General features: G+C 69.3%; 17 protein-coding genes and 2 pseudogenes. 10 read left to right on the top strand and 9 right to left on the bottom strand.

Features of this window, described 5'->3' with window-relative positions; all coding sequences use genetic code 11:
- Positions 1-372 precede the first annotated feature (372 nt).
- The 6 genes and pseudogenes from OG456_RS38990 (at position 373) to OG456_RS38965 (ending at position 5,507) form a co-directional block, all read left to right on the top strand.
- Positions 373-1,210 (top strand): annotated as a pseudogene (locus tag OG456_RS38990) (NAD(P)-dependent oxidoreductase).
- A gap of 308 nt (positions 1,211-1,518) precedes the next feature.
- Entirely contained in the window at positions 1,519-3,042 is a 1,524-nt protein-coding gene (gene proP / locus OG456_RS38985) for a glycine betaine/L-proline transporter ProP (RefSeq protein WP_266570733.1), read from the top strand.
- A gap of 18 nt (positions 3,043-3,060) precedes the next feature.
- Positions 3,061-3,429, top strand: a complete 369-nt coding sequence (locus OG456_RS38980) for a hypothetical protein (protein ID WP_266569822.1) — start codon at positions 3,061-3,063, stop codon at positions 3,427-3,429.
- Positions 3,430-3,458: 29 nt separating this feature from the next.
- Complete coding sequence (locus OG456_RS38975; RefSeq protein ID WP_323136432.1) at positions 3,459-4,124, top strand: NAD(P)H-dependent oxidoreductase; 666 nt, start codon at positions 3,459-3,461, stop codon at positions 4,122-4,124.
- Positions 4,125-4,211: 87 nt separating this feature from the next.
- Complete coding sequence (locus tag OG456_RS38970; protein ID WP_266570732.1) at positions 4,212-4,745, top strand: type 1 glutamine amidotransferase domain-containing protein; 534 nt, start codon at positions 4,212-4,214, stop codon at positions 4,743-4,745.
- Between the two features lie 297 nt (positions 4,746-5,042).
- The gene (locus OG456_RS38965) at positions 5,043-5,507 is read left to right on the top strand and encodes a hypothetical protein (protein ID WP_266569821.1); all 465 of its coding nucleotides are present in this window, start codon (positions 5,043-5,045) and stop codon (positions 5,505-5,507) included.
- 59 nt (positions 5,508-5,566) lie between these two features.
- Here OG456_RS38965 and OG456_RS38960 read toward each other — a convergent pair whose 3' ends face one another.
- From OG456_RS38960 to tnpA, 3 genes are all read right to left on the bottom strand, one after another.
- Entirely contained in the window at positions 5,567-5,914 is a 348-nt protein-coding gene (locus OG456_RS38960; RefSeq protein WP_266569820.1) for a hypothetical protein, read from the bottom strand.
- Between the two features lie 144 nt (positions 5,915-6,058).
- Positions 6,059-7,267, bottom strand: a complete 1,209-nt coding sequence (locus OG456_RS38955; RefSeq protein WP_266569819.1) for a transposase — start codon at positions 7,265-7,267, stop codon at positions 6,059-6,061.
- Positions 7,264-7,701, bottom strand: a complete 438-nt coding sequence (tnpA, locus tag OG456_RS38950) for an IS200/IS605 family transposase (protein WP_266569818.1) — start codon at positions 7,699-7,701, stop codon at positions 7,264-7,266. Before tnpA ends, OG456_RS38955 begins: the two co-directional genes overlap by 4 nt.
- 400 nt (positions 7,702-8,101) lie before the next feature.
- Between tnpA and OG456_RS38945 the strand changes: the two genes are divergently transcribed.
- Positions 8,102-8,536: a hypothetical protein gene (locus tag OG456_RS38945; protein WP_266569817.1), complete on the top strand. Its 435-nt coding sequence runs from the start codon at positions 8,102-8,104 to the stop codon at positions 8,534-8,536.
- 149 nt (positions 8,537-8,685) lie between these two features.
- Here the strand turns inward: OG456_RS38945 and OG456_RS38940 are convergent, their stop codons facing one another.
- Complete coding sequence (locus OG456_RS38940; RefSeq protein WP_323136431.1) at positions 8,686-8,955, bottom strand: PRC-barrel domain containing protein; 270 nt, start codon at positions 8,953-8,955, stop codon at positions 8,686-8,688.
- 771 nt (positions 8,956-9,726) lie between these two features.
- On the opposite strand from OG456_RS38940, the gene OG456_RS38930 reads away from it, so the two are divergent.
- Positions 9,727-10,707 (top strand): hypothetical protein, encoded by a 981-nt coding sequence (locus OG456_RS38930; RefSeq protein ID WP_266570731.1) that lies wholly within the window; start codon positions 9,727-9,729, stop codon positions 10,705-10,707.
- A gap of 359 nt (positions 10,708-11,066) precedes the next feature.
- On the opposite strand, the gene OG456_RS38925 is transcribed toward OG456_RS38930, so the two are convergent.
- From OG456_RS38925 to OG456_RS38905, 5 genes and pseudogenes are all read right to left on the bottom strand, one after another.
- A complete protein-coding gene (locus OG456_RS38925) occupies positions 11,067-12,710 on the bottom strand; it encodes a transposase (protein WP_266569816.1) in 1,644 nt (547 codons plus the stop codon).
- Positions 12,703-13,279: pseudogene (locus tag OG456_RS38920) on the bottom strand (IS607 family transposase). The gene OG456_RS38925 and the pseudogene OG456_RS38920 overlap by 8 nt, the downstream one beginning before the upstream one ends.
- A 205-nt stretch (positions 13,280-13,484) precedes the next feature.
- A complete protein-coding gene (locus tag OG456_RS38915; protein ID WP_266569815.1) occupies positions 13,485-14,171 on the bottom strand; it encodes a hypothetical protein in 687 nt (228 codons plus the stop codon).
- A gap of 264 nt (positions 14,172-14,435) precedes the next feature.
- Positions 14,436-15,239, bottom strand: a complete 804-nt coding sequence (locus OG456_RS38910) for a phosphatidate cytidylyltransferase (RefSeq protein ID WP_266569814.1) — start codon at positions 15,237-15,239, stop codon at positions 14,436-14,438.
- Positions 15,236-17,005 (bottom strand): histidinol-phosphate aminotransferase family protein, encoded by a 1,770-nt coding sequence (locus OG456_RS38905; RefSeq protein WP_266569813.1) that lies wholly within the window; start codon positions 17,003-17,005, stop codon positions 15,236-15,238. The genes OG456_RS38910 and OG456_RS38905 overlap by 4 nt, the downstream gene beginning before the upstream one ends.
- A gap of 432 nt (positions 17,006-17,437) precedes the next feature.
- Between OG456_RS38905 and OG456_RS50605 the strand changes: the two genes are divergently transcribed.
- Both OG456_RS50605 and OG456_RS38895 read left to right on the top strand, forming a co-directional pair.
- Positions 17,438-18,118, top strand: coding sequence for a hypothetical protein (locus tag OG456_RS50605; RefSeq protein WP_323136430.1), 681 nt, complete (start codon positions 17,438-17,440; stop codon positions 18,116-18,118).
- 264 nt (positions 18,119-18,382) lie between these two features.
- Entirely contained in the window at positions 18,383-18,589 is a 207-nt protein-coding gene (locus OG456_RS38895; protein ID WP_266569812.1) for a DUF6417 family protein, read from the top strand.
- The last annotated feature ends 770 nt before the right edge of the window (positions 18,590-19,359 follow it).

Raw genomic sequence — 19,359 nt, 5'->3', positions numbered from 1 at the left:
CCAGAACATCCCCCATCAGCCAGAACGGCTGCCGAAGCCGACGGGCTTGTCGTCGACGTGGGCGTCGGCGTGCACGTCCCACGACCCCCGCCGGCTCTGCAACTGCGCACTCCCCCCTCCCCTCCGCACCGGTACGCGTTTGGTTTTCCAACGCGTCATTCAGGCCATGGCGGAGCGGCTGCCGGACGGTGACGTGTTCGCGTCGGTGCCGCGCAAGGACCAGCGGGCGAAGGGGGCAGCGCAACGACGAGTGCGAGGCGGACGGACGCTACCTCTGGCAGCCAAAGACGTAGTCGCCAACCCGGCCGGCCGACGGAGAAGGCGGTCACCCGAGCGGGTGACTGGCTTCGCTGTTGGGCCTGTGGGGCTACGGTGACGCACAGGACCATTCTGATCGTCGGCGGCAGCGGCTTCCTGGGGTCCGAACTGATCCGGCAAGCGAGGACAGCGGGGCACACGACCTCGCGACCTACACGACCGGGCCGGGCAGCTCATCCCCGACCGCATGGTGCCCCCTCGATCTACAGGACGCGGGAAGGATAGACGCCGTCATGGCCGACGTGAATCCGGCCGTGGTCGTCAACGCATCGAGAGGCCGGGCCGACTGGGCGGTTACTGCTGAAGGCCCTCTTCAGCTCGCGATCGTCGCGGCGAAGCACGGAACCCGCATGGTCCACGTGTCGAGCGACGCGGTGTTCTCCGGTGCCGGCCGCGTCCACTACGACGAGTCCTGTCTCCGGACCCCGTCACCCCGTACGGCGCAGCCAAGGCCGCCGCCGAGACCGGGGTCCTCGCCGTGCACCCGAAGGCCGTTGTCGCCCGCACGTCGCTGATCATCGGGCACGGGCGTTCCGAGCACGAGCGCCTGGTGCACCAACTGGCAGCCGGCACAGTCGATGGGGCCCTGTTCACCGACGACATCCGCTGCCCGGTCCATGTCTCGGATCTGGCAGCCGCCCTCCTGGAACTGGCGTCGAGCGGAGCAACAGGCATCCACCATCTCGCAGGGACCGACGCCCTGAGCCGTCACGAACTCGGCACCCTCATCGCCACACGCGACGGTCTCGACGCCTCCCATTTGCCCACGGGCCTGCGGGCAGACAGCACCGTTCCCGGAGCCCTCGACGTACGTCTCCAAAGTCAAGCGACCCAGCGGCAGTTGCGCAGTGTGCTGCGTGGAGCTCGGCAGTTCCTGGGCCCTGGTGTGTGACGCGATTCGCGGCCGTTCTGGCCTACGCGGGCGAGTGTGCAACCCGCCGACCCGAACCACTGGCGCTTGGTTGTGCGCAGCTCGGACGGTATCGCGTCGCGTGGCCCGGGCCACGCGTACAGCCGTCTCTGGAGGCGGTCCGGCCGCTCACTGCGAAGAATGAGAGCCCTCCGCATCGGCGCCGCAACCCGCGGCTGCCGCAGCCGTCCGCAGAGAGGCTCCCGCCCATGCCAGGTCTCTTCCGGCGCCGGAAGTCCGATCCGCCGGGGCGGAGCGCTGCGCGCGCGTCGCATCCGGCCACCGACCGCATGCTGCGTACGCTGCTGCGCCGGCGTAAGAAGGCCCTCTCGGCCCAGGACGTGACCGTCGCCGACCGTCCGCAGGTGCGCAAGGCTGTCACCGCGGCTGCTCTGGGCAACACCATGGAGTGGTTCGACTTCGGCGTCTACGCCTACCTGGCGGGCACCCTGGGCAAGGTCTTCTTCCCGTCGAGCTCGCCTGGCGCGCAGGTGGTCTCCACCTTCGCCACCTTCGCCGCGGCCTTCATCGTGCGCCCTCTGGGCGGGCTCGTCTTCGGGCCGCTGGGCGACCGGGTGGGCCGACAGAAGGTGCTCGCCGCAACGATGATCATGATGGCGGCCAGTACCTTCGCCGTGGGCTTCCTGCCAACCTACTCCGCGGTCGGCTTCCTCGCCCCGATCCTTCTGCTGGTGTGCCGCCTCGTCCAGGGCTTTTCCACCGGCGGCGAGTACGCGGGCGCCACGACCTACATCGCCGAGTACGCGCCCGATAAGCGCCGGGGTTTCCTCGGCAGCTGGCTCGACTTCGGCACCTTCATCGGCTACTCGCTCGGCTCCGGTCTGGTCACGGTGCTCACCCTGGTGCTCGGCAGCGACGGCCTCGAGGACTGGGGCTGGCGTATCCCGTTCTTCGTGGCGGGTCCGCTCGGTCTCATCGGCCTGTACATGCGCATGAAGCTGGAGGAGACGCCCGCGTTCAAGCAGGAGGCCGCCTACGCGCACGCGCAGGCGTTGGGGAAGGGGGCGGACGAAGACCCCGTGGAGCAGGCCCGGCAGTCGGGCAGGGGCCGCGTGAGGGAGATCTTCGCGCGCCACTGGGAGGCGGTACTCATCTGTATGGGCCTCGTCCTGCTCTACAACGTCACCAACTACATGGTGACGTCGTACCTGCCGACCTATATGACCGTGACGCTCGGCGAAAACGACACGACGGCGCAGTTACTGGTCCTTGGCACGATGCTCCTGGTCGTCCTGCTGATCACGACCGTCGGCAGGACGTCCGACCGGTGGGGACGCAGACCTATGTTCATGGCCGGGAGCATCGCGCTCATCGCGCTGTCCTATCCCGCGTTCCTGCTGATCAGGGAGGGCGGCATCCTGCTTCCGGCGTTCGGGTGCGCGATCCTCGGCATGCTGCTCGTCATGTTCGCGGGAACCGCAGCCGCCACACTACCGGCCCTCTTTCCCACCCGGATCCGCTACGGCGCCCTGTCGATCGCCTACAACCTGTCCGTGTCGCTCTTCGGCGGCACCACACCCCTGTTCGCCTCAGGCCTCGTCGAGGCGACGGGCAACAACATGGTCCCCGCGTACTACCTGATGGTCGCCGGAGTGATCGGCCTCATCTCGACCCTCTTCCTGCACGAGACCGCGGGGCGACCGTTGCGCGGATCCGGCCCCATGGTGGAGACGCCGGAACAGGCACGCAGACTCGTGGCCCGCAGCCGCACCGCCGCCGGCCGGCAGGCGCGCGACATCTGGGTGCGCCTGCGCCATCCGCACGCGCGTCACTCGTCGCCCGACGACGAGTGACGCGCCCCCGTCCGCGAAGTGCCGGGCCTGGTACGCCGACGCACCGGCCTCGCACCCGGCTCGGTCGACCTGGCCCTCAGCAATGCGCCGTACGTTGCGACGGTGTACCGCCGACGGCGGCCGCACGGCCCGGCCCGTGCCTGGGAAGGCGGAGAGGGCGGCCGCGACGCCGTGGACCGGGATTGCGCCACGGCGCACCGGGCGCTGCGTGTACCCGGCATGCCGCTGATGGTGCACTGCGAGCGGTGCGGCGTCGCCGAGACGATCGAGCGGCTGAGCGCCCTCGGCATGAAGGCACGGGCCGTGGACCGGGCGCAGGTGCCCTTCGGCCCGGTAACCCGCAAGCGACGGGCCCGGCTCTGTGCCCCCGGGGTACCTGGACCGTGACCCGCGGACAGAAGGGCTGGTGGTGATCCGTGCCGAGCGCCCATGAACGACCGTTGCGCCTGACGATGGGCCGCGAGCAAGGCCCGTTCCTGAGGGAGGGGCCGGTCGAGGTCGTCGACGAGACGGGGGCCATGCACGTCTCGCAGCGCTTTCGGGCGGCCCTGTCCACCTGTCGGCGCAACCGCACCTTCCCCGGGTGCCACACCCGCCACCGCGGTCGCCGGCCACGCCATACGCCCCGGCGTGGAGGTGGACATGGGGGAGGGGACGCCTGCCCGCTCCTGCGCGACAAGGTGCACCAGGTCGACATCCTCGTGATCGCCACGCCGATCTGGCCGGCCCACCCCTCCGGCCTCTGCGAGTGGGTCCTCGAATGGCTGAACGCCGAGTCGTCGCAGACCGACGGCAGGGGCGCGCGCCCCCTCCTCTACAGCAAGGCCGCCGCGGTGGCCGTGGCCGGCAACGAGGACGGCGCGCACAAGGTGAGCGCGGACATTTCCCAGGCCCTGAACGACGTCGGCGTCTCCATCGCCCCCGGCACCGTCATGTACTGGGCCGGGCAGACCCAGCAGGGCACCGACTGCCAGGACTTCGACGAGAGGCCCGAGGCCGTGGCGGACACCACCCGCACGCTCGCCGTCGACACGGTCCACCTCGCGAAGCTCCTGAAGGAGCAGCCCTGCCCGGCCGGATGACCGGGCCTGCGCCCGCCCCGGAGCAGGGCCACACCCGCACAGAAAGGTTCACCCCATGACGGACCGACGACTGAGGGACGCAGCGTCCTGGCTCTCGTCACCAACTACGGCGTCGAGCAGGACGAACTGCTCGTGCCTTTGCGACAGTTGCGCAAGGACGGCGTCGACGTCACCGTCGCCGCGCCCAGCACAGACCCAGTCCAGACGCTGCAGGGGGACAAGGACCCAGGCCAGAGCGTGGACCCGGACGTCTCGCACGAGGCACTGGGCGCCGCCCCGCACGACCTCCTGCTCATCCCCGGCGGCACGCTCAACGCCGACCACTTGCGCCTGGAGAGGGCCGCCGTCGACACGGTGAAGGCATTCGCCGCGAGCAGCCGGCCCGTCGCCGCCATCTGCCACGGCCCCTGGGCACTGGTCGAGGCCGACGTGCTGCGAGGCAAGACCCTCACCTCGTACCCGTCCCTGCGCACCGACATCACCAACGCCGGCGCCAAGGCGTGGGTGGACGAACCGGTCGTCGTCGACGCGGAGGGCGGCTACCCGCTGATCACCTCCCGCACCCCGAAGGACCTGGACGACTTCGTGAGCGCGATCCGCGAGCAGCTTGCCCGGGCCTGAGAGACAACGGACAAGCCGAACGCGAGCGCACCGGAGGACGACACGTGCCCCGTACCCGAGCCGATGCCCAGCGCAGCCACCCCCGCCACCAGCGACGCGGCGAGGCCCGGCTGCCCGCCGTCGTCGCGACGCTGGTGGCGGTCGGGCTGTACCTCCTCCTGCCCCAGCAACTGCTGATCGCCCCGCGTTACGTCCTGCCCACTCTGGAAGTCGCCCTGCTGGTGCCGCTGGTCGCCATCAACCCGCGCCGGGCTCACCCGCCAGACCAGAACCTTCCGCGTCCTGTCGCTCACACTCGTGACGGTCATCGCGGCCAGCAACCTCGTCGCGCTCGCCACCCTGATCCATCAACTGGTCCACGCGGGCGTGAAAGACGGCCCCACTCTACTGGTGGCCGCTCTGCAGGTCTGGCTCACCAACATCATCGTCTTCGGGCTCGCCTACTGGGAGTTGGACCGCGGCGGCCCCGTGAGCAGAACACAGGCGGCCCGCGAGGAACTGCCTTTGGCCGACTTCCGTTTCTCGCAGGACGAGAACGACGACGCGGTCCAGGAGGTTGCCGACGGTGCCAGCGGTACGTCCGACTGGGTGCCCACGCTGGTGGACTACCTGTACGTCTCCGTGACCAACTCCACGGCCTTCAGTCCGACGGACACCATGCCGCTGTCGACGCGCGCCAAGAATTTGATGAGCGTGCAGAGCGTCGCCGCGCTCCTCACGTCGCTCCTCGTCATCGCCCGAGCGGTGAGTGTTCTGCCCTGAACCTCCCGCGACGCACCGAGACGACGGACCTGGGCACTCTGTGCCCACGCCGCCGACGCCTAGTTCCCCCTCGCCAACGCACTCGCCGCGTTCTTGAAAGTTGGGGGAGGCATGATCAGCACCGAGCCTGAGGACCCCGTGTGCTCCGTCTTGAGGCGCTGGACAGCGCGGCGCGGCTGGAGCTCGTTGACCTCGATGACTTGGTGGGGGTCTTCGGCAAGCACCGCGCGGAGCTCTGCCTCCGTCGCCGAGCGTCCCTGCGCCAGCCGGCCCAGTTCCGTGAAGTACCGCCGCATCACCTCGTCAACAGCCGTACCGGTGACGGGCTCGGGCTTGATGGTCCAGGTCGCCATCCAGTTCATGGTCCCGGTCTCGTCGCACGCCGTCCACGGTGCGGCTTGCGTCAAGCGCCAACCGTCACGGGCGACGAGTCGGCTCCCTGGGGGTGAGGCGCGTCCGGTGCCGGTGCTTCGCTCGTCGGCCGCACCGTTGAGCCGGAGGGTGGTGACTCCTCCCCCCGGGTAAGTCCGGGGGGCTTCTCCTGTCGGTGGCTATGCCACGTCGGGAAGGACCAGCCCGGCCCTGAGTGCGACGTTCCAGGCGCCCACGCGGTCGGCGTGGTCGATGTGGTGGCATGAGGTGCACTGGAACTTTTCGCCGTCGCGGTTCTGCGCGTCCACGTGCCCGCATTCGGGGCAGGTGCGCGAGGTGTTGCGGGGGTCCACCGGGATCAATACACGAGCGGCGCTTTCAGCCTTCTGCGCGAGGATGCCCAGGAACACCCCCCAACCCGCGTCAAGAATGCTGCGGTTGAGTCCGGCCTTCGAGGCGGCGCCGTTCGCCAGGAACGCTCCGGGCATCTCGGGGTCGGGCTTCGGCTTGGGAGTGCGAACCATGTTCGCGATGCTCAGCCGCTCGTGCGCGATCTGGTCGTAGTCGCCAACCAGGCAGAGCGCGGCTTTGTGCGCGTGGTCCAGACGCTGACGGCGGACCTTGCGGTGCAGCTTGGCAACCTTCTCCACGGCCCGGCGGTGCTTGGTGGTGCGGGTCTCCCGGGTGCGCCGGGGGAACGCCTTGAGGGCACGCTGAGCCTCGGCGAGGGCGTCGGCGTTGCGCTTGCCGTGCCGGGGGTTTTCGACGTGCGCGCCCTGGGAGGTGGTGAAGAAGTGCGTGACACCCATGTCGATGCCGCACGCCGCGCCCGTGGCCGGCAGCGGCTCGGCGGCCACCTCGTCGCAGGCGAGGACGACGTACCACTGCCGACCCTCGCGCTTGATGCTGACGGTCTTGACGCGACCCTTCACGGGCCGGTGCTGGTGCACGCGGACGTGTCCAACGCCTTGCAGGCGCACGCGGGTGACGGGGTCGTGCCCGGTGGAGTCCCACCGGCAGCCGTCGCCATCCTTGGGGAACTCCACCGTGTCGAACCACATCGCACCCCGAAACCGGGGATAGCCCGGCTTCTGTCCGGCCTTCACGCGCCGGAAGAACGCTTGGAACGCCTTGTCCAGACGGCGAAGCGTGGCCTGCTGGGAGGAGAACGACCAGCGGCCCTGACGCTCCGGGTCGAACGCGCGGACCTCCTTGAGCTGCGCGGACTGCTGCCCGTACTTGATGCTGGTCTTCGAGGCGTGCCGGTAGGCGTCACGGCGCTCCTGCAACGCGCCGTTGTAGAGCGAGCAGTGATCACGCAGCATGTCGCCGAGAGCCTGGCGCTGGCGGACGGTGGGGCGAAGGAGGAACTTGTAGGCGCGTATCACGCCTGTCCCTCCGTCTGCTTCTTCGTCCAGGGCCGTTCCCACTGGGTGTTGATGTACTTCTCCACCGTGTCCGCGCTGACCGCGCCGATTGAGGCGACGAAGAACGACGACGACCACAGCGTGGGCATCTGCGACTTCAGGTGCACGAACTCCGAACGGAGCACGCGGGAGGTGAAGCCCTTGAACGGGTTCGCGACGTAGGACGCGGAAGCCTTCGGCTCGTGCTTGACGAACAGGTGCACGTGATCAGGCATCACCTCAAGGGCGATGATCTCCCAGCCCTTCTCTGCTGCCTTCGCCTCGATCAGCTCACGCAGCCGGACCGCGACACGGCCACCAAGAACCCGGCGACGGTACTTCGGGCACCACACCACGTGCAGCCCCAAGTCGTACACGCCACCGGAGTACCGGCGAACCTTCCGCGTTACAGTCACCACGATCACTATACACACGGCACACATCTAGTCGTCTCGGGTCAACAGTGCAGACCCGTGCACCGAGTTGAGGTCAGAGCAGCCCTGAGAAGCGATTCCCCCCATGCCTAAAGCCACGGGTCCCCTCGCTAGATAGCTGATGGAATGCACCGCCGTCCACCGCGTCGACCTGGGTGAGGACGAGGAAAAACACATCGGCGTGACGCTGATGATCCTGCAACGAGCGGAGGGAAGAACTGTGCGAGCCGTACGGCCTGTCCATGGACGATCTGCACCTGGACCTGAGCCCGTTGGGATCGCTTCTCCCTCGGAGCTCCCTGGGTAGTTGAACCGGCCCCGCGTTGCTCTCCGGTATGGCGATCCCCGTTTCACTGAGGAAAGACAGGCAAGGAGGAATTCTATGAGTACATCGAGCGGAAGTGCCAAGAACTCCGGCAATGGGACGGCACGTAAGGCGCCAGCCAACCGGGCCATGTCGACGTCCGAGAGGGCCCAGTCGAAAGCCACCGCCGCGGCGAGCAAGGCGGAGACCGCTGTCGCTGACGCGGAGGAGGCCGCGTCGACCAGCGTCCGCTCCGGGAGTGAAGCGGCGAGGAGCGCCAGCCGTGCGATGGCGAGCGGTTTGCAGATGGGCCAGCAGGCGGTGACGGTGAACGCCGCGAAGGCGGCGACCGCGGCCACCGCGGCCTGGACGGTCGTCAAGAACAGAAAGTTGATCGCGGCGGGTGCGGCGGCGAGCATCGTCGGCGTCGCCGGCGCTGGGTTCGCGGTGGGCCGCGCGACAGCCAAGCCGCCCGTCGGCCCGCTGACCCGGCTCGCTGGCGGACGGATCTGACCGTATCTGGTCTGCTGCGTATGGGGAACGCTTTCCGGTCCGCTCCGCCTCCTTGGAGCGGACCGGCGTCGTGCGCCGGCCTCGGTTTCCTGGAACAGTCGCTACTCCCGCCCGGGACGGCCGGTCATCAGCGCGGCTGAGACGTTAGGTCACAGGGAGCTGGCGTCGCCCGCGCATGGGCCGGCCATCCGGTAGTACGTCACGACGTCCTCGCGGTACTGCCGATCGGCGAGGTGTCTGTCGGAGAGAAACTGAGGGGCGTCCCTGACCTCTTCCTTGGCCAGGCACAGATGAAGGGCGCGGCCCGCGGTGTCGACCTTGGCGACCGCACGAGCAGGCAACAGCAGCTTGCCGAAGATCCACTTTCCGGCGTCCACGACCAGGTAGGCGTCACCGGCTTCGTCGGAGTGTTCGTCCACCGTTCCGATGCGGCCGTCGGATGCCTCGACGCTTCATCCGGTCAGATCGGTGCCCGGTAGGTGGCCGCACGTGGCGCTGTAGGACCAGGGGTTCTCCGTCATGATGCCGCTCCTCTGCTTCTCGGACACGTCTTCCCTTGTCAGCGGAGCCCACACGATGGACACGCTGCCTCCCGTCTCACGACGCCGAGCAACGGGTGTCACGGCATGGGATTCGTGGGGCGGTAACCCAAGGGTCACATTCGCCGCCTGGTCCCAGAAGGAACAGACCAAGGCGCTTTACAGCTGCGGCCACTGGCAGGTCCGCGTCACCGTCCCGGATTGGAACCACGTCGGCATCCTGCCCGCGCACTCGCCGGGGCGGGCGCCTGGCACCACCCCGCCGCCCCCGGCACCACCTTTACTACCTGGGCCGGCGGACCCGAAATCCACACTGCGCTGGCCAACCCCATCGCGCCATGGAAGATCGAAATCCTCGACGGCATCCTGTGGGAGGACGGCAAACCACTGGACGACTGGGCCAGGACACTCAAGGAGGCCTGGGCCAACCTCCAGGCCCAGTCACGCTTCCAGCAAGACCCCCATCAGGCCGCGCGCCCTGACCGGCCTCGGCGCTTCGCCGGAGCGCTGACGGGTATGCACGTATGTGGCGCGACGGGCAAGGCGGCGCGACCGGCAGCGAGCGCGGCCTCTGTCACCCGATGTGCCATTACACTGCGCCGTGGCGCCACAGGACACACGGTAACTGGCCGAAAGCGAACGGGGAGCGGCATGGCTACGGGGGGATGGGGGCCGGGAAACGGCCCGGGTCAGCCTGGCGGCAACGGACCGGGAGGCCAGGGCGGTTGGGGCGCTCCCTATGGACCACCGCAGGGCGGCCCGTATGGTCCGCCACCACCGAATCTGGGCCCGCACCCGAACCAGCCTCCGTACCCGTACCCGTACCCCTACGGCCCCCAGCCCACGAGGCCCGCCACCCGGCGCCGCCGCGGATGCCTGTCGTTCGGCTCTCCCTTCGGGCTCATCGGCGCGATCCTGCGCTCCGCACACCGCGTCGCCACCAGGCTCTTCGCGCAGCAGGGTGAAGGCCGGATCGTGGACCGCGCCGTGGACCGCGTCCAGCTGGCCCGCACGGTGCTCGGTGCAGCCGCCACCATCGCCCTGATCTTCGCCTACAACGTGGACCCGAACCGCTGGGAGGACGCGGCGTACGGCGGTGCCGCCCAACTCATCCTCGCCCCGTTCGTGCTGATCATCGCCGCGCCCCTGGTCATCCTCGGATTCATCTACTACGCGCCCCCGCCCCTGCGGCCGCATCTGCGCTCCCGGCTCCGCGCTCCGCTCAAGGCGGTCGGCTGGTACGTGCTGACGTTGGTCGCCATCGGCGGAATCCTCGTCCCGACGGCCCTGACCGTCGACGCCGACGACGGGAAGAGCTGGTGGGAGTACGTACTGGCAGTCGCCTCGCTGATCGTGATCGTGTGGGGCCTTCCCTTCTTCTTCATGGCATCGCTGTACTCGGCCCGCAGTGCCTTCAACAGCGCCCAGGTCCACCCGATGCTGCCACCCGTCCTCACCCTGACGCTGGTGTGGGTGTTCGCGGCCTTCAGCGTGATCGGCGACGGCATGCCGGGTGGCCCGCCCATCGTCCAGTTCTGCTCCACGCTGGGCGGGCCGCTGTCGGTGACCGCTGTCTCGCTGTGGGAACTGCGGCGTATGAGGACCCGTTTCGGCGTCACCCTGCGCGCCTGATCCGGCTTCGGCGGGCCCCGCTCCGCTGTCACGGACCAGTCTGGAAGAGCGGATCTGGAACGCTGGGCTGCGAGTTCTCGCTTCAACTGGGCCTTATGAGGGCGCCTGTTGGCGCGCTGGCGGAAGGGGGGTGTCAGTATTCCGGGAAGGATGGAGTTGCTGAGCTGCACATTCTTGCCGGCGTTCGTTCGTGCTTACTGAAGCTGAGCGATGCGCAGAGAGACCTGTGCGGCCAGCGAGGGGTCGATCGCAAGCCTGCAACAGATCGGCAGTTGTCCGTGCCACGGTCGCTGGTAGGGCGTGCAGCGGGTTACGTGCGCCAGCGCCCCCTGGCCCCGCGATGCCGACCGTTACCGTTCCTAAACAGTGTCCGGGAGCGGGTCTTGTGCCCGCGTCCCAGAACTGCGCGCATCCCGAACGGTTTTGGATGCGCTGGTCCCCCGCGTTCTCGTTGTCCCTGTCCGGCAACGTGCATCGTGTGCACGCTCCGGGACGGGGCGGCGGGTTTCCTCACGCCCTCGGTCACCACGATCGGCCTGGACGGTCCGATGCCCAGCACCATCACTCTGGTGATGCTGGGGCGGTGCCGTCCGTCGCCGGATCGGGTGCCCGAGGGCGCGCCTGCCGATGGCCACCGAGGCGGCGTCATGGCGCGTCATGCTGCGAGTCTTGCTGATCAGGGGCTTGCGCCAGTGCTGGTCGCCCCACATCGAGGTGTATGCCGGGTCGACGGCGACGATGGCGATGTTGTGCTCGGCGGCCATGGAGACGATGCGGGCCTTGAGCTTGCCGGTGGGCATACCGGAGATGAGCTGCCGAAACCGCTTCTTGCGGCCGTGCTTCTCGCGGGTCTTCTCGGCGGCGAAGTCCAGGTTTTCGATGCCGATCGCCTGCGCGCCAGTCTGCTTGGTCCAGTGCAGGAGGCGAGTGAGGGCGTGCCGGATCTGGGCGTCGCGGTGGTCGGCGGTGCCGGACAGGTCGTAGGGGAAGCGGCGCGGGTCGCCGACTGGGTTGCCGTGCCGGTCGAGCCGGTAGGCGGCGAAGTGGTCGGCGTTCGTGTCGACGCCGACCATGCCCTTGGCGCAAGCGGTGGCCGGCGACATCGTCTGCACGACGGGCCTGGTCCACGAAGCGGTGAGGTACCAGCGGCCCCGCTCAACGTGGCAGTGGATGCGGTAGGCGACGGCACGGTTGGCCTCGGTGCGCTCGCGCCACTCGTCCCCACGGTGCGCGAACGCGACCTTGGAGGCAAGAACGTACCGGCCATGCCTGCTGTTGGCCAGGTGGGCGAGCGGGGCGGGCATCTTGAGCGACACTTCGCCGTCAGGGGTGACGCGGATCGTCTCATTACCGAAGCGTTTTCCGGACTCGCCGTCTGCGGCGAGGAACCAGCGCTCAGCCTCCCAACGCTGACGCCACTCGCGCTCGGTGAGCTGCGCGGCCTGAAGGTTGTGCCGGTTTTTGAGCAGCCGCCGACCGCCGCGAACGACACGGACACGTCCGGACTTCCAGTCGTCGCGGGCCATGTCGAGGCGGTGTTCCAGGGTGGCCAGGCGGCGGGACTTGTGGAACCACTCGCCCTTGGACCGGTACCCGCCCGGCGCCCGCTTGCTGCCTTTCTCCCCGATCGGGAGGGACAGGCGGTGTCGCAGCATGCGGATCCCGGCCTCAAGGTTGTGGACATGGGCGAGCAGGCAGCGTCGGGCCAGGCCGTACTGGTCGTGCGTGGCCTTCGTGATCGCACCCGCGATACGCGACGACGACTGCTCGGTCAGGACACGCTTGCGGGATGCCCACGCGTCGTTGTTGTGCTGGTGCCCGGCTTCGCAACGGGCCTTGAGGTCGCGAGAGGCCAGGCGGCCCTGGTGCTCGCCGACCAGACGCAACACCTTCTCGTCCGTTGGCGTGAGGTGCTTGAGGCGGTCGCGTAACGCCACACCCAACGGGCCGACAGCAACGAACGGCGGGTCGATGGTGCGCAGCTGCTTCTTCTTGTCAGCCATAGGCAGCCGCCGCCTCCAGTGCCTTCTTGGCACGGTTCTTCGCACTGCGACGGCCGTACAGGCGGGCACAGAACGAGGTCAAAACCTCCACCATGTCGCGCACCAGGTCGTCTTCGACCTCGCCGTCATCCAGCACAACGAGTCGACGGCCGGTTGCAGCCAGAGCGGCCTCAACGAGTTCGACGTTCATGCGGCCCAACCGGTCTTTGCGCTCCACCACTACGGTGGTCACCGCCGGGTCGGCCAGCAGGCGACGGGCCTTGGCGCGGGCGCCGTTCATACCCGAAGCGACCTCGGACTCGACGCGCACGACCTTATACCCGGCCTTGGCCCCATGCCGACAAACGTGCCGTCTGCCGCTCCAGATCGGCCTTCTGGTCGCGGGAGGAGACGCGGGCGTACAGGCCCACGCCACCGGCCACGGACGGTGAAGTGTTCGCATCGATGTTCACCAAGATCGTGCGCGGCCCCACCCGCTCCGCAGGGACCGGCAACGTGCCCTCACGGAACCAGCGGTACGCAGTACGCGGGGCAACCCCCTGCGCGCGCGCCCATTCCGTCAGGTTCATACACCCGACCATACGACACTCATGACAGCTAAAGACCACTTATAGACACTTAGTCCAGAGCAGTTCCCGACCTGTGCGACGCGGTGGCCGCCTGGCTGAACGCACCCCACCGGGCTGGCGCACCGACACAGGCCGCGCCGCGTCCGCATGGCCGGATACTTCGTTTGGCTGCTCGCCGAGAGACTTCTTCGGGTGTCCTCGGCGGCTACGAGCTGACCGCGTCGGCCTTCTTGCGCTTGCTGCTGTCCTGCCCGGGCTGAGACGGCACGGTAGCCGGGGTCTTTTCCGGTGCGGCCTGCACGGCAGCTGAGGTGTAGAGGACCGAGGCGCCCTGCTTCGACCGGTGAGCCTGGCTCTTGGCGACAAGATTCTCGAGCGTGGTGCGCACGACGGTCGTCTTGATATTGCGCTGGGGGTGGGCCTCAGCAAGCGCCGTGGTGACCTCCGCCGCGGAACGGGGTTCCTTCTGCTGGTCGAGGTGAGTGCGGATGAGCGCGATCAGCGTGGGCTGCGCCGATGCTGTTACCGCCTTCGGCTCCGCGCCCTGGGTCTTGTCCTTCTTGGCCTGCGGAGTGGTCTTCTTCGCGCTGGGGGCCTTGGCTGCAGTCTTGGACGGGGCACGGCGGGTCGTGGTGTTCTTGCCGGATGCCTGCTGGGGGAGGGACGTTGAAGGCTCCGGGGTTGCCGGCGCGGATGCCGGTCGGTTGCCGAGCGTCTTCTGGATGCTGTGCAGCACGCTCTGGTCGTCCTGCAGGATGCGCAACTGTGTCTGCAGGGCGGAGAGCTCCGCGCCGATACGTTCCTGCTCTTTGGTGTTGAGCTCGAGGTCCTGTGCGACCTGAGTGGCGTACTGCGATGTCACGCTGGTGATGGTGGCGGGGTTGTCAGTCATGGTGTTGGCCTCTCTTCAATTCGGCAGCAATGGTGCATCACCGTGAGTGCAACCGAAGTAGGTGCGTCCGCGTGTTCGTGTACTTCCGCGGCGAATGGTGGTGTGGCGGCGTAGCGATAGTACGCATGGGTGATGGCTCATGGTCTCATCGAGTGATGGTTCAACCCTGCATTCAGGGTTGAACCTTTGAAGTTCCCCCCGTGATCGTGGACAGCGGATGGTTACGCTGCGAGGGCGAGGTGGCCGGCAGGCCCGCCCCGCAGCTCACCCCACCACGACCAGCATCACCAGCGCCCCCACTAGCGAATCGATTCGGTCCAGCAACCCCCCGGAGCCGGCCAGCCACTGCCCAGAGTCCTTGGTACCGGCGCCCCGCTTGACCAGGGACTCCACCAGGTCGCCCGCCGGCCCGCCCACAGCCACCGCGAGTGCTGCCGGCCAGCTCCACGCCGAGAGCAGCGTGAGAACGCCCAGTCCCGCCGCCGCGCCGCACAGCGTCCCACTCCACCGCTTCGCCGGGGACAGCTGCGACAGCCGGGGCCCGCCCAGCCGTTGCCCGGCGAAGAACGCCACCACGTCGGCCACCGATACCGCCGCGAACAGCGCCAGCGCCACCGTCCCGAGCGGCGCCAGTGCGGCCAGCGTGCCGAGCCAGACCAGCCCGAGCAGGCTGGTGCCAAGTCGGCGCAGGCCCTGTTCGGCATCGCCGGTCACCAGCGGTACGGCGGCCAGCGCGAGCGCACCTACGGCGCCCACCCGCCAGACCTGGTCCGGCGCCCAGGCAGCTGCGACGATCAGGCCCGGCACGGCCGTGGCGAGCACTGCCCGCTCGGCGCGGGGCAGCCGCGTCAGCGCACCGAACTCCAGCACCGCGATCACCGCGACGACCCCAGCGAGCAGGGCGACACCGAGCCGCCCCCACCAGAACGCGGCGGTCACCACGGGCACGCCGACCGCCCATCCACACCACCGGACTATCAGTTCGCGCCGCCGGGACACCCCGACCGCCACACCGCTCACCAGCAGCGCACCGCCCAGCCACGGGGCCAGCGAGGCCACACCGGTCACCTGGCGAGTCCGGCGGCGGGGGCAGACCCGGCAGGGGCGGCGGAGGCGGTGCGCAGGGTGGTGAGGGCGGCCCGGTACGCGGCGACGATGCGCGCGTTCTCCGCGGTGTCGCGGACCGCGACGCGCACGGTGCGGCCCTCGTAGGCGGCGGAGAGCGGCGACAGGTCGCGTAGATACACGTCGTGGCGTCGGCATGCGGCGACCAGGGCGGCGGCGCTCGGTCCGCCCGGCGGCAGGGTCAGCAAAAGGAAGTTCGCGACCGACTCCTCGACCAGGACGGACGCGTCCACCCCGGCCAGATCCGAGGCGAGTTGCCGGCGCAGCCCGTGTGTGTGCCGCAGCCGGTCGGCGTAGTAGGCCGGGTCGCGCAGGGCCGCCACGGCGGCGAGCCGGGCAGGCAGCCCGACTGCCCACGGCGGCGTCCACCGGCGTACCTCCGCCGCTGTCTCCGGCTCGGCAACCAGGTAAGCGGCCCGGACGCCGGACAGGGCGTACGTCTTCGACATCGAGGTGCAGACCACTGCCCGCGGGTCGGTCGCGGCGAACGGGGCGAGCGACTCGGCGGGATCGACGTACCCGAGGTACGCCTCGTCGATCCACCAGCGGGTCCGGGCCGGCGCGGTGGCGATCACCGCGCGCAGCTCGGCGGCCGGCGCGTGGCGGCCGGTGGGGTTGTTCGGGTTGACCACGACCACGAGGTCGTACTCCCCGGCCGCGACGACCGCCGACAGCCGCTTTGGATCGATCCGCCAGCCCTCCTCGCGCCGCAGCCGGAACCGGTCCACGCGGCAGCCGATCACCCGCTCGGTGACATGGGCGTACTCGCCGTACCCCGGGTCCATCAGCAAGACCCGGCTCGCCGGTGTCAACCACCGGCCGAAGGCCCGGAAGATCAGGTCGGAGGATCCGGCGCCGACAGCGAGCGTCTGCGCGGGCAAGCCGCGGGCGGCGGCGATCTCCGCGAGCAGACCCTCCGCGCTGGTCGGTGGAGAGGTACGGGCAACCCACCCGGTGTCCTTTGCGAGCGCCGCGCGGGCACCGGGGGCGGGCGCGAACCAGGCGTCGAGCACGTCGGCCGCGACCACCTCGAGCCGCCGATCCAGGCTGCGGAAGTCCGTGCCGATCGCGGTGAACGAGGCCCCGCCGTGCTCGCAGCCGTCCGGCCGGGGCGCGAACGACGAGTCCAGCCGCCAGTCCACGCTGGCCGCCAGCCGGGTCACGGTCGCGGCGTGCCGGCCCGTCGTGCCCCGCGTCAGCTCCGCCACCTCTCCGGTGAGCACCTCGTATTCGACCGCGCCGCTGCGGACGGTACGGCCCACGGGTTGCAGGCCCGCCGCCCGGTACATGCCGACCAGGTCGGCGCGGCCCATCGCCACCACCCACCGCCCGCCCCGGGACGCGATCCAGCGCAGCGCCGCGTACATCAGAAGGGCACCCGCCGCACCGGCCCGCGCGTCGGGCTCGACGGTGAGCAGGCGCACCTCGAAGACACCGGCCTCGTCGAGGAGCGGCAGTTCCGCGCGAGTCAAATACTTGTCGAGCCCGTACCGTCCCACCCACGGCGGCGTCACGCTGACGAACCCGACACGGACCGGGCCGCGAGCCGCGACCAGGTAGACATTGTCGCCGTCGAGCCCGTCGACCAGCCGCCCCTCGGCATTGGGCGCGTGCTGGCCCAACTCCTGCGCGTAGACCCGGTGCCGCAGTTCGTGGATCCAGGGAAGGTCGTCCGCGGTGGCGGGACGCAGGCTCAGGGGACGGCTCATCAGGACCTCTTCGTCGGGGAGTGCGGGAGGTCAGTGTGTCGAGGGCCGGCCGGGGTCAGCAGGGGCGAGCACCTCAGGGGAGGTGAGTACGCGTACTCAGGCGATCCCGTCCGTCGGGCCGGCGGAACCCGCGACGTCCGGCCCCAGCAGCGCCGCCGCAATGCGCCGGGCATCGCGCAGTTACCCGGCGCGGCGGGTCGCCGGATCCGTGGCCGTGACCGAATGGATCGCCGCCCACCAGCACCTCGGAACACCTCTCCGGGACAACTTGAACGTCCACCTCGAGCACGGACTGCCCCGCCTCACGCTTGCCGGCGCCCGCCCCTGCCTGCTGAGCGCGACCTCCTCGACCTGCTTGAGGACCTCACTTGAAGCGGCTCGGTGGCGAGGCACCCCGACTCGCCTGGGCTGTAGCTGATCTCTAGTTGCTCTATGGCAACGACGACGATTCAGGTGTCGCGTGAAGTCTGTGATCATTTGGCCGAGCTGGCCCGGGAGCGGGGCCTGAGCTTGGGGCAGCTGGTCGAGGCTCTCGCCGCCGAGCAGCCGACCGCGGCGCAGCGCGCGGAGCGGCTGGCCGCGGATCGCGAGGTCGTTCGGCGCCAGATCGGGATCGACCTGAGTGACGAGGAGTTCGACCAGGCCCCCGATGTCCTCGGCAACATCTACAAGATTGCCGCCGAGAAAGGCCCGCACCACCCGGGACACTGCCGCGTGATCATCCTCGACACCGGCGCCGTCAAGGCCCTCGCAACCGGGCACAAGGCGCTGAACCTGCTCGCCGGCAACATGGCCACCACTCCAGGCGACCAGCTCCGCATCCCCGCCCTGAGTCTGATGCAGGCCGAAGCCGAAGAGGAACACCTGCACCGCCGCGTCCTGGCGTTCTCCTCCGTCGTCGTCGAGCCGCTCGACACCATGGCCGCCGCCACCGTCGCAGCGATGATCCGCGACGGCTACGGCAGCCCCGACACCTGCCACGCCCTGTACTGCGCCCTGCCTCGCGCGGAGTTCACCGGCATGTCGATCCTGCTCACCGAGGACGAGCACCGATATCCGCCCGGCATCGTCACTGTCGACATCAACTCGCCCGGCATGCACGGCTTCCACTGACCGTGGAACCCGAGGGTGACGTCCTGGCCCCTCGCAGCTGACCCGAGGAGCGGTCCACGCTGGCGCATCTCGTCGGTGACTACCACGCCGGTGCCTCCCGAGCCGGATTCCGGGCCGGCTGATCTTCCCGCCGTCGACAGCCGGCATTCGTCCCACACCCCGAGCGGCTCTCACAGCACCGTCGCGCGATGCGCCGTTGTCTGCCCTTCGGGTGGTCCGCAACGCTCGATGTAACCTTGAGCGTCGGAACGCGTTGAAGCGAGCATGGATGCAAACGAGCACACCGCTGTCGCGGACCTCATCCCGGCTCAGGACGACGCAGCGCGGCGTCTGGCGATTCTCACCCTCGACGAAGCCCACGACCTGCTGCGCCTGCTCCAACTCATCGCGAGCGAAGGGGCGGACGAGTTGTCGCAGGAGGCGGACTGGTTCGCCCGCGAGATCGCCGCACGCATCCCGTCGGACAACTAGCGCGCAGACGGTGCTTCACGCTCAGGGAACCTTCGGCGCTGCCACCGTAGCAATAGCCGTTGAGTGAGCAGACGGTCGCGGCGTGCAGGCTGGCTCTTCGCGAACGAACCCCATACGGGCTGCCCGAGTGATGTCCCGCCGCAACGACGGCGCCCCCGGTGACTTCATCGGAGACCTACCTGTCAGCTCCTTCACCCACCCTGCCGGCCTGCCCGTCACACCTCCGCAGTCGAGGTGTTGCGACGACCGGTTGAATCCGCCCAGCACACGTCCATCGCGTTCGCCGCCCACCGCCTCGACGCCGGCATTCGATGTCGCGATCGGAACCGTCCGCGCCGCCCTGGACAACGCCCTCATGGAGTCCCAGATCGGCCTCTGCAAAACGGAGTTGATGAAGCCGTATAGGCCCTGGCACAGCCTGCGCTCGCCTGGGGCGTCGAGGAGTGCCGCCCAGGAGTACGTACACAGTGGACGTGGGAGCGGAGGCGAAGCGGACGAGCAGGGTGGAGAGCAGTACGCCGGCGGCCATGTCGGCGAGGAGGTCGATGCTGTTGGTCAGGGCGGACCGGCCGGGATGGCGGTGGTCCTCGAGGTCGAGGAGGGCGGCACCCGCGGCGCTGGTGGCCGCCCGTGGCAGCCTCTTGCAGGATGCGGGCAGCGATGAGCGGGCCGGCGCTGTGCGCCGAGGCCAAGAGCAGCATGGAGGCTGCCTCCAGGACCAGGGCTCGTCGAGGCCTTCTCCAACCGGCAGCGTCTACGGCGACGTCCGC

The organism is Streptomyces sp. NBC_01446, from assembly GCF_026340095.1.
Classification (GTDB): Bacteria; Actinomycetota; Actinomycetes; order Streptomycetales; family Streptomycetaceae; genus Streptomyces; species Streptomyces aureus.
The sequence above is the reverse complement of the archived record's forward strand: the minus strand, read 5'-3'. Positions and strand labels throughout refer to the sequence as shown.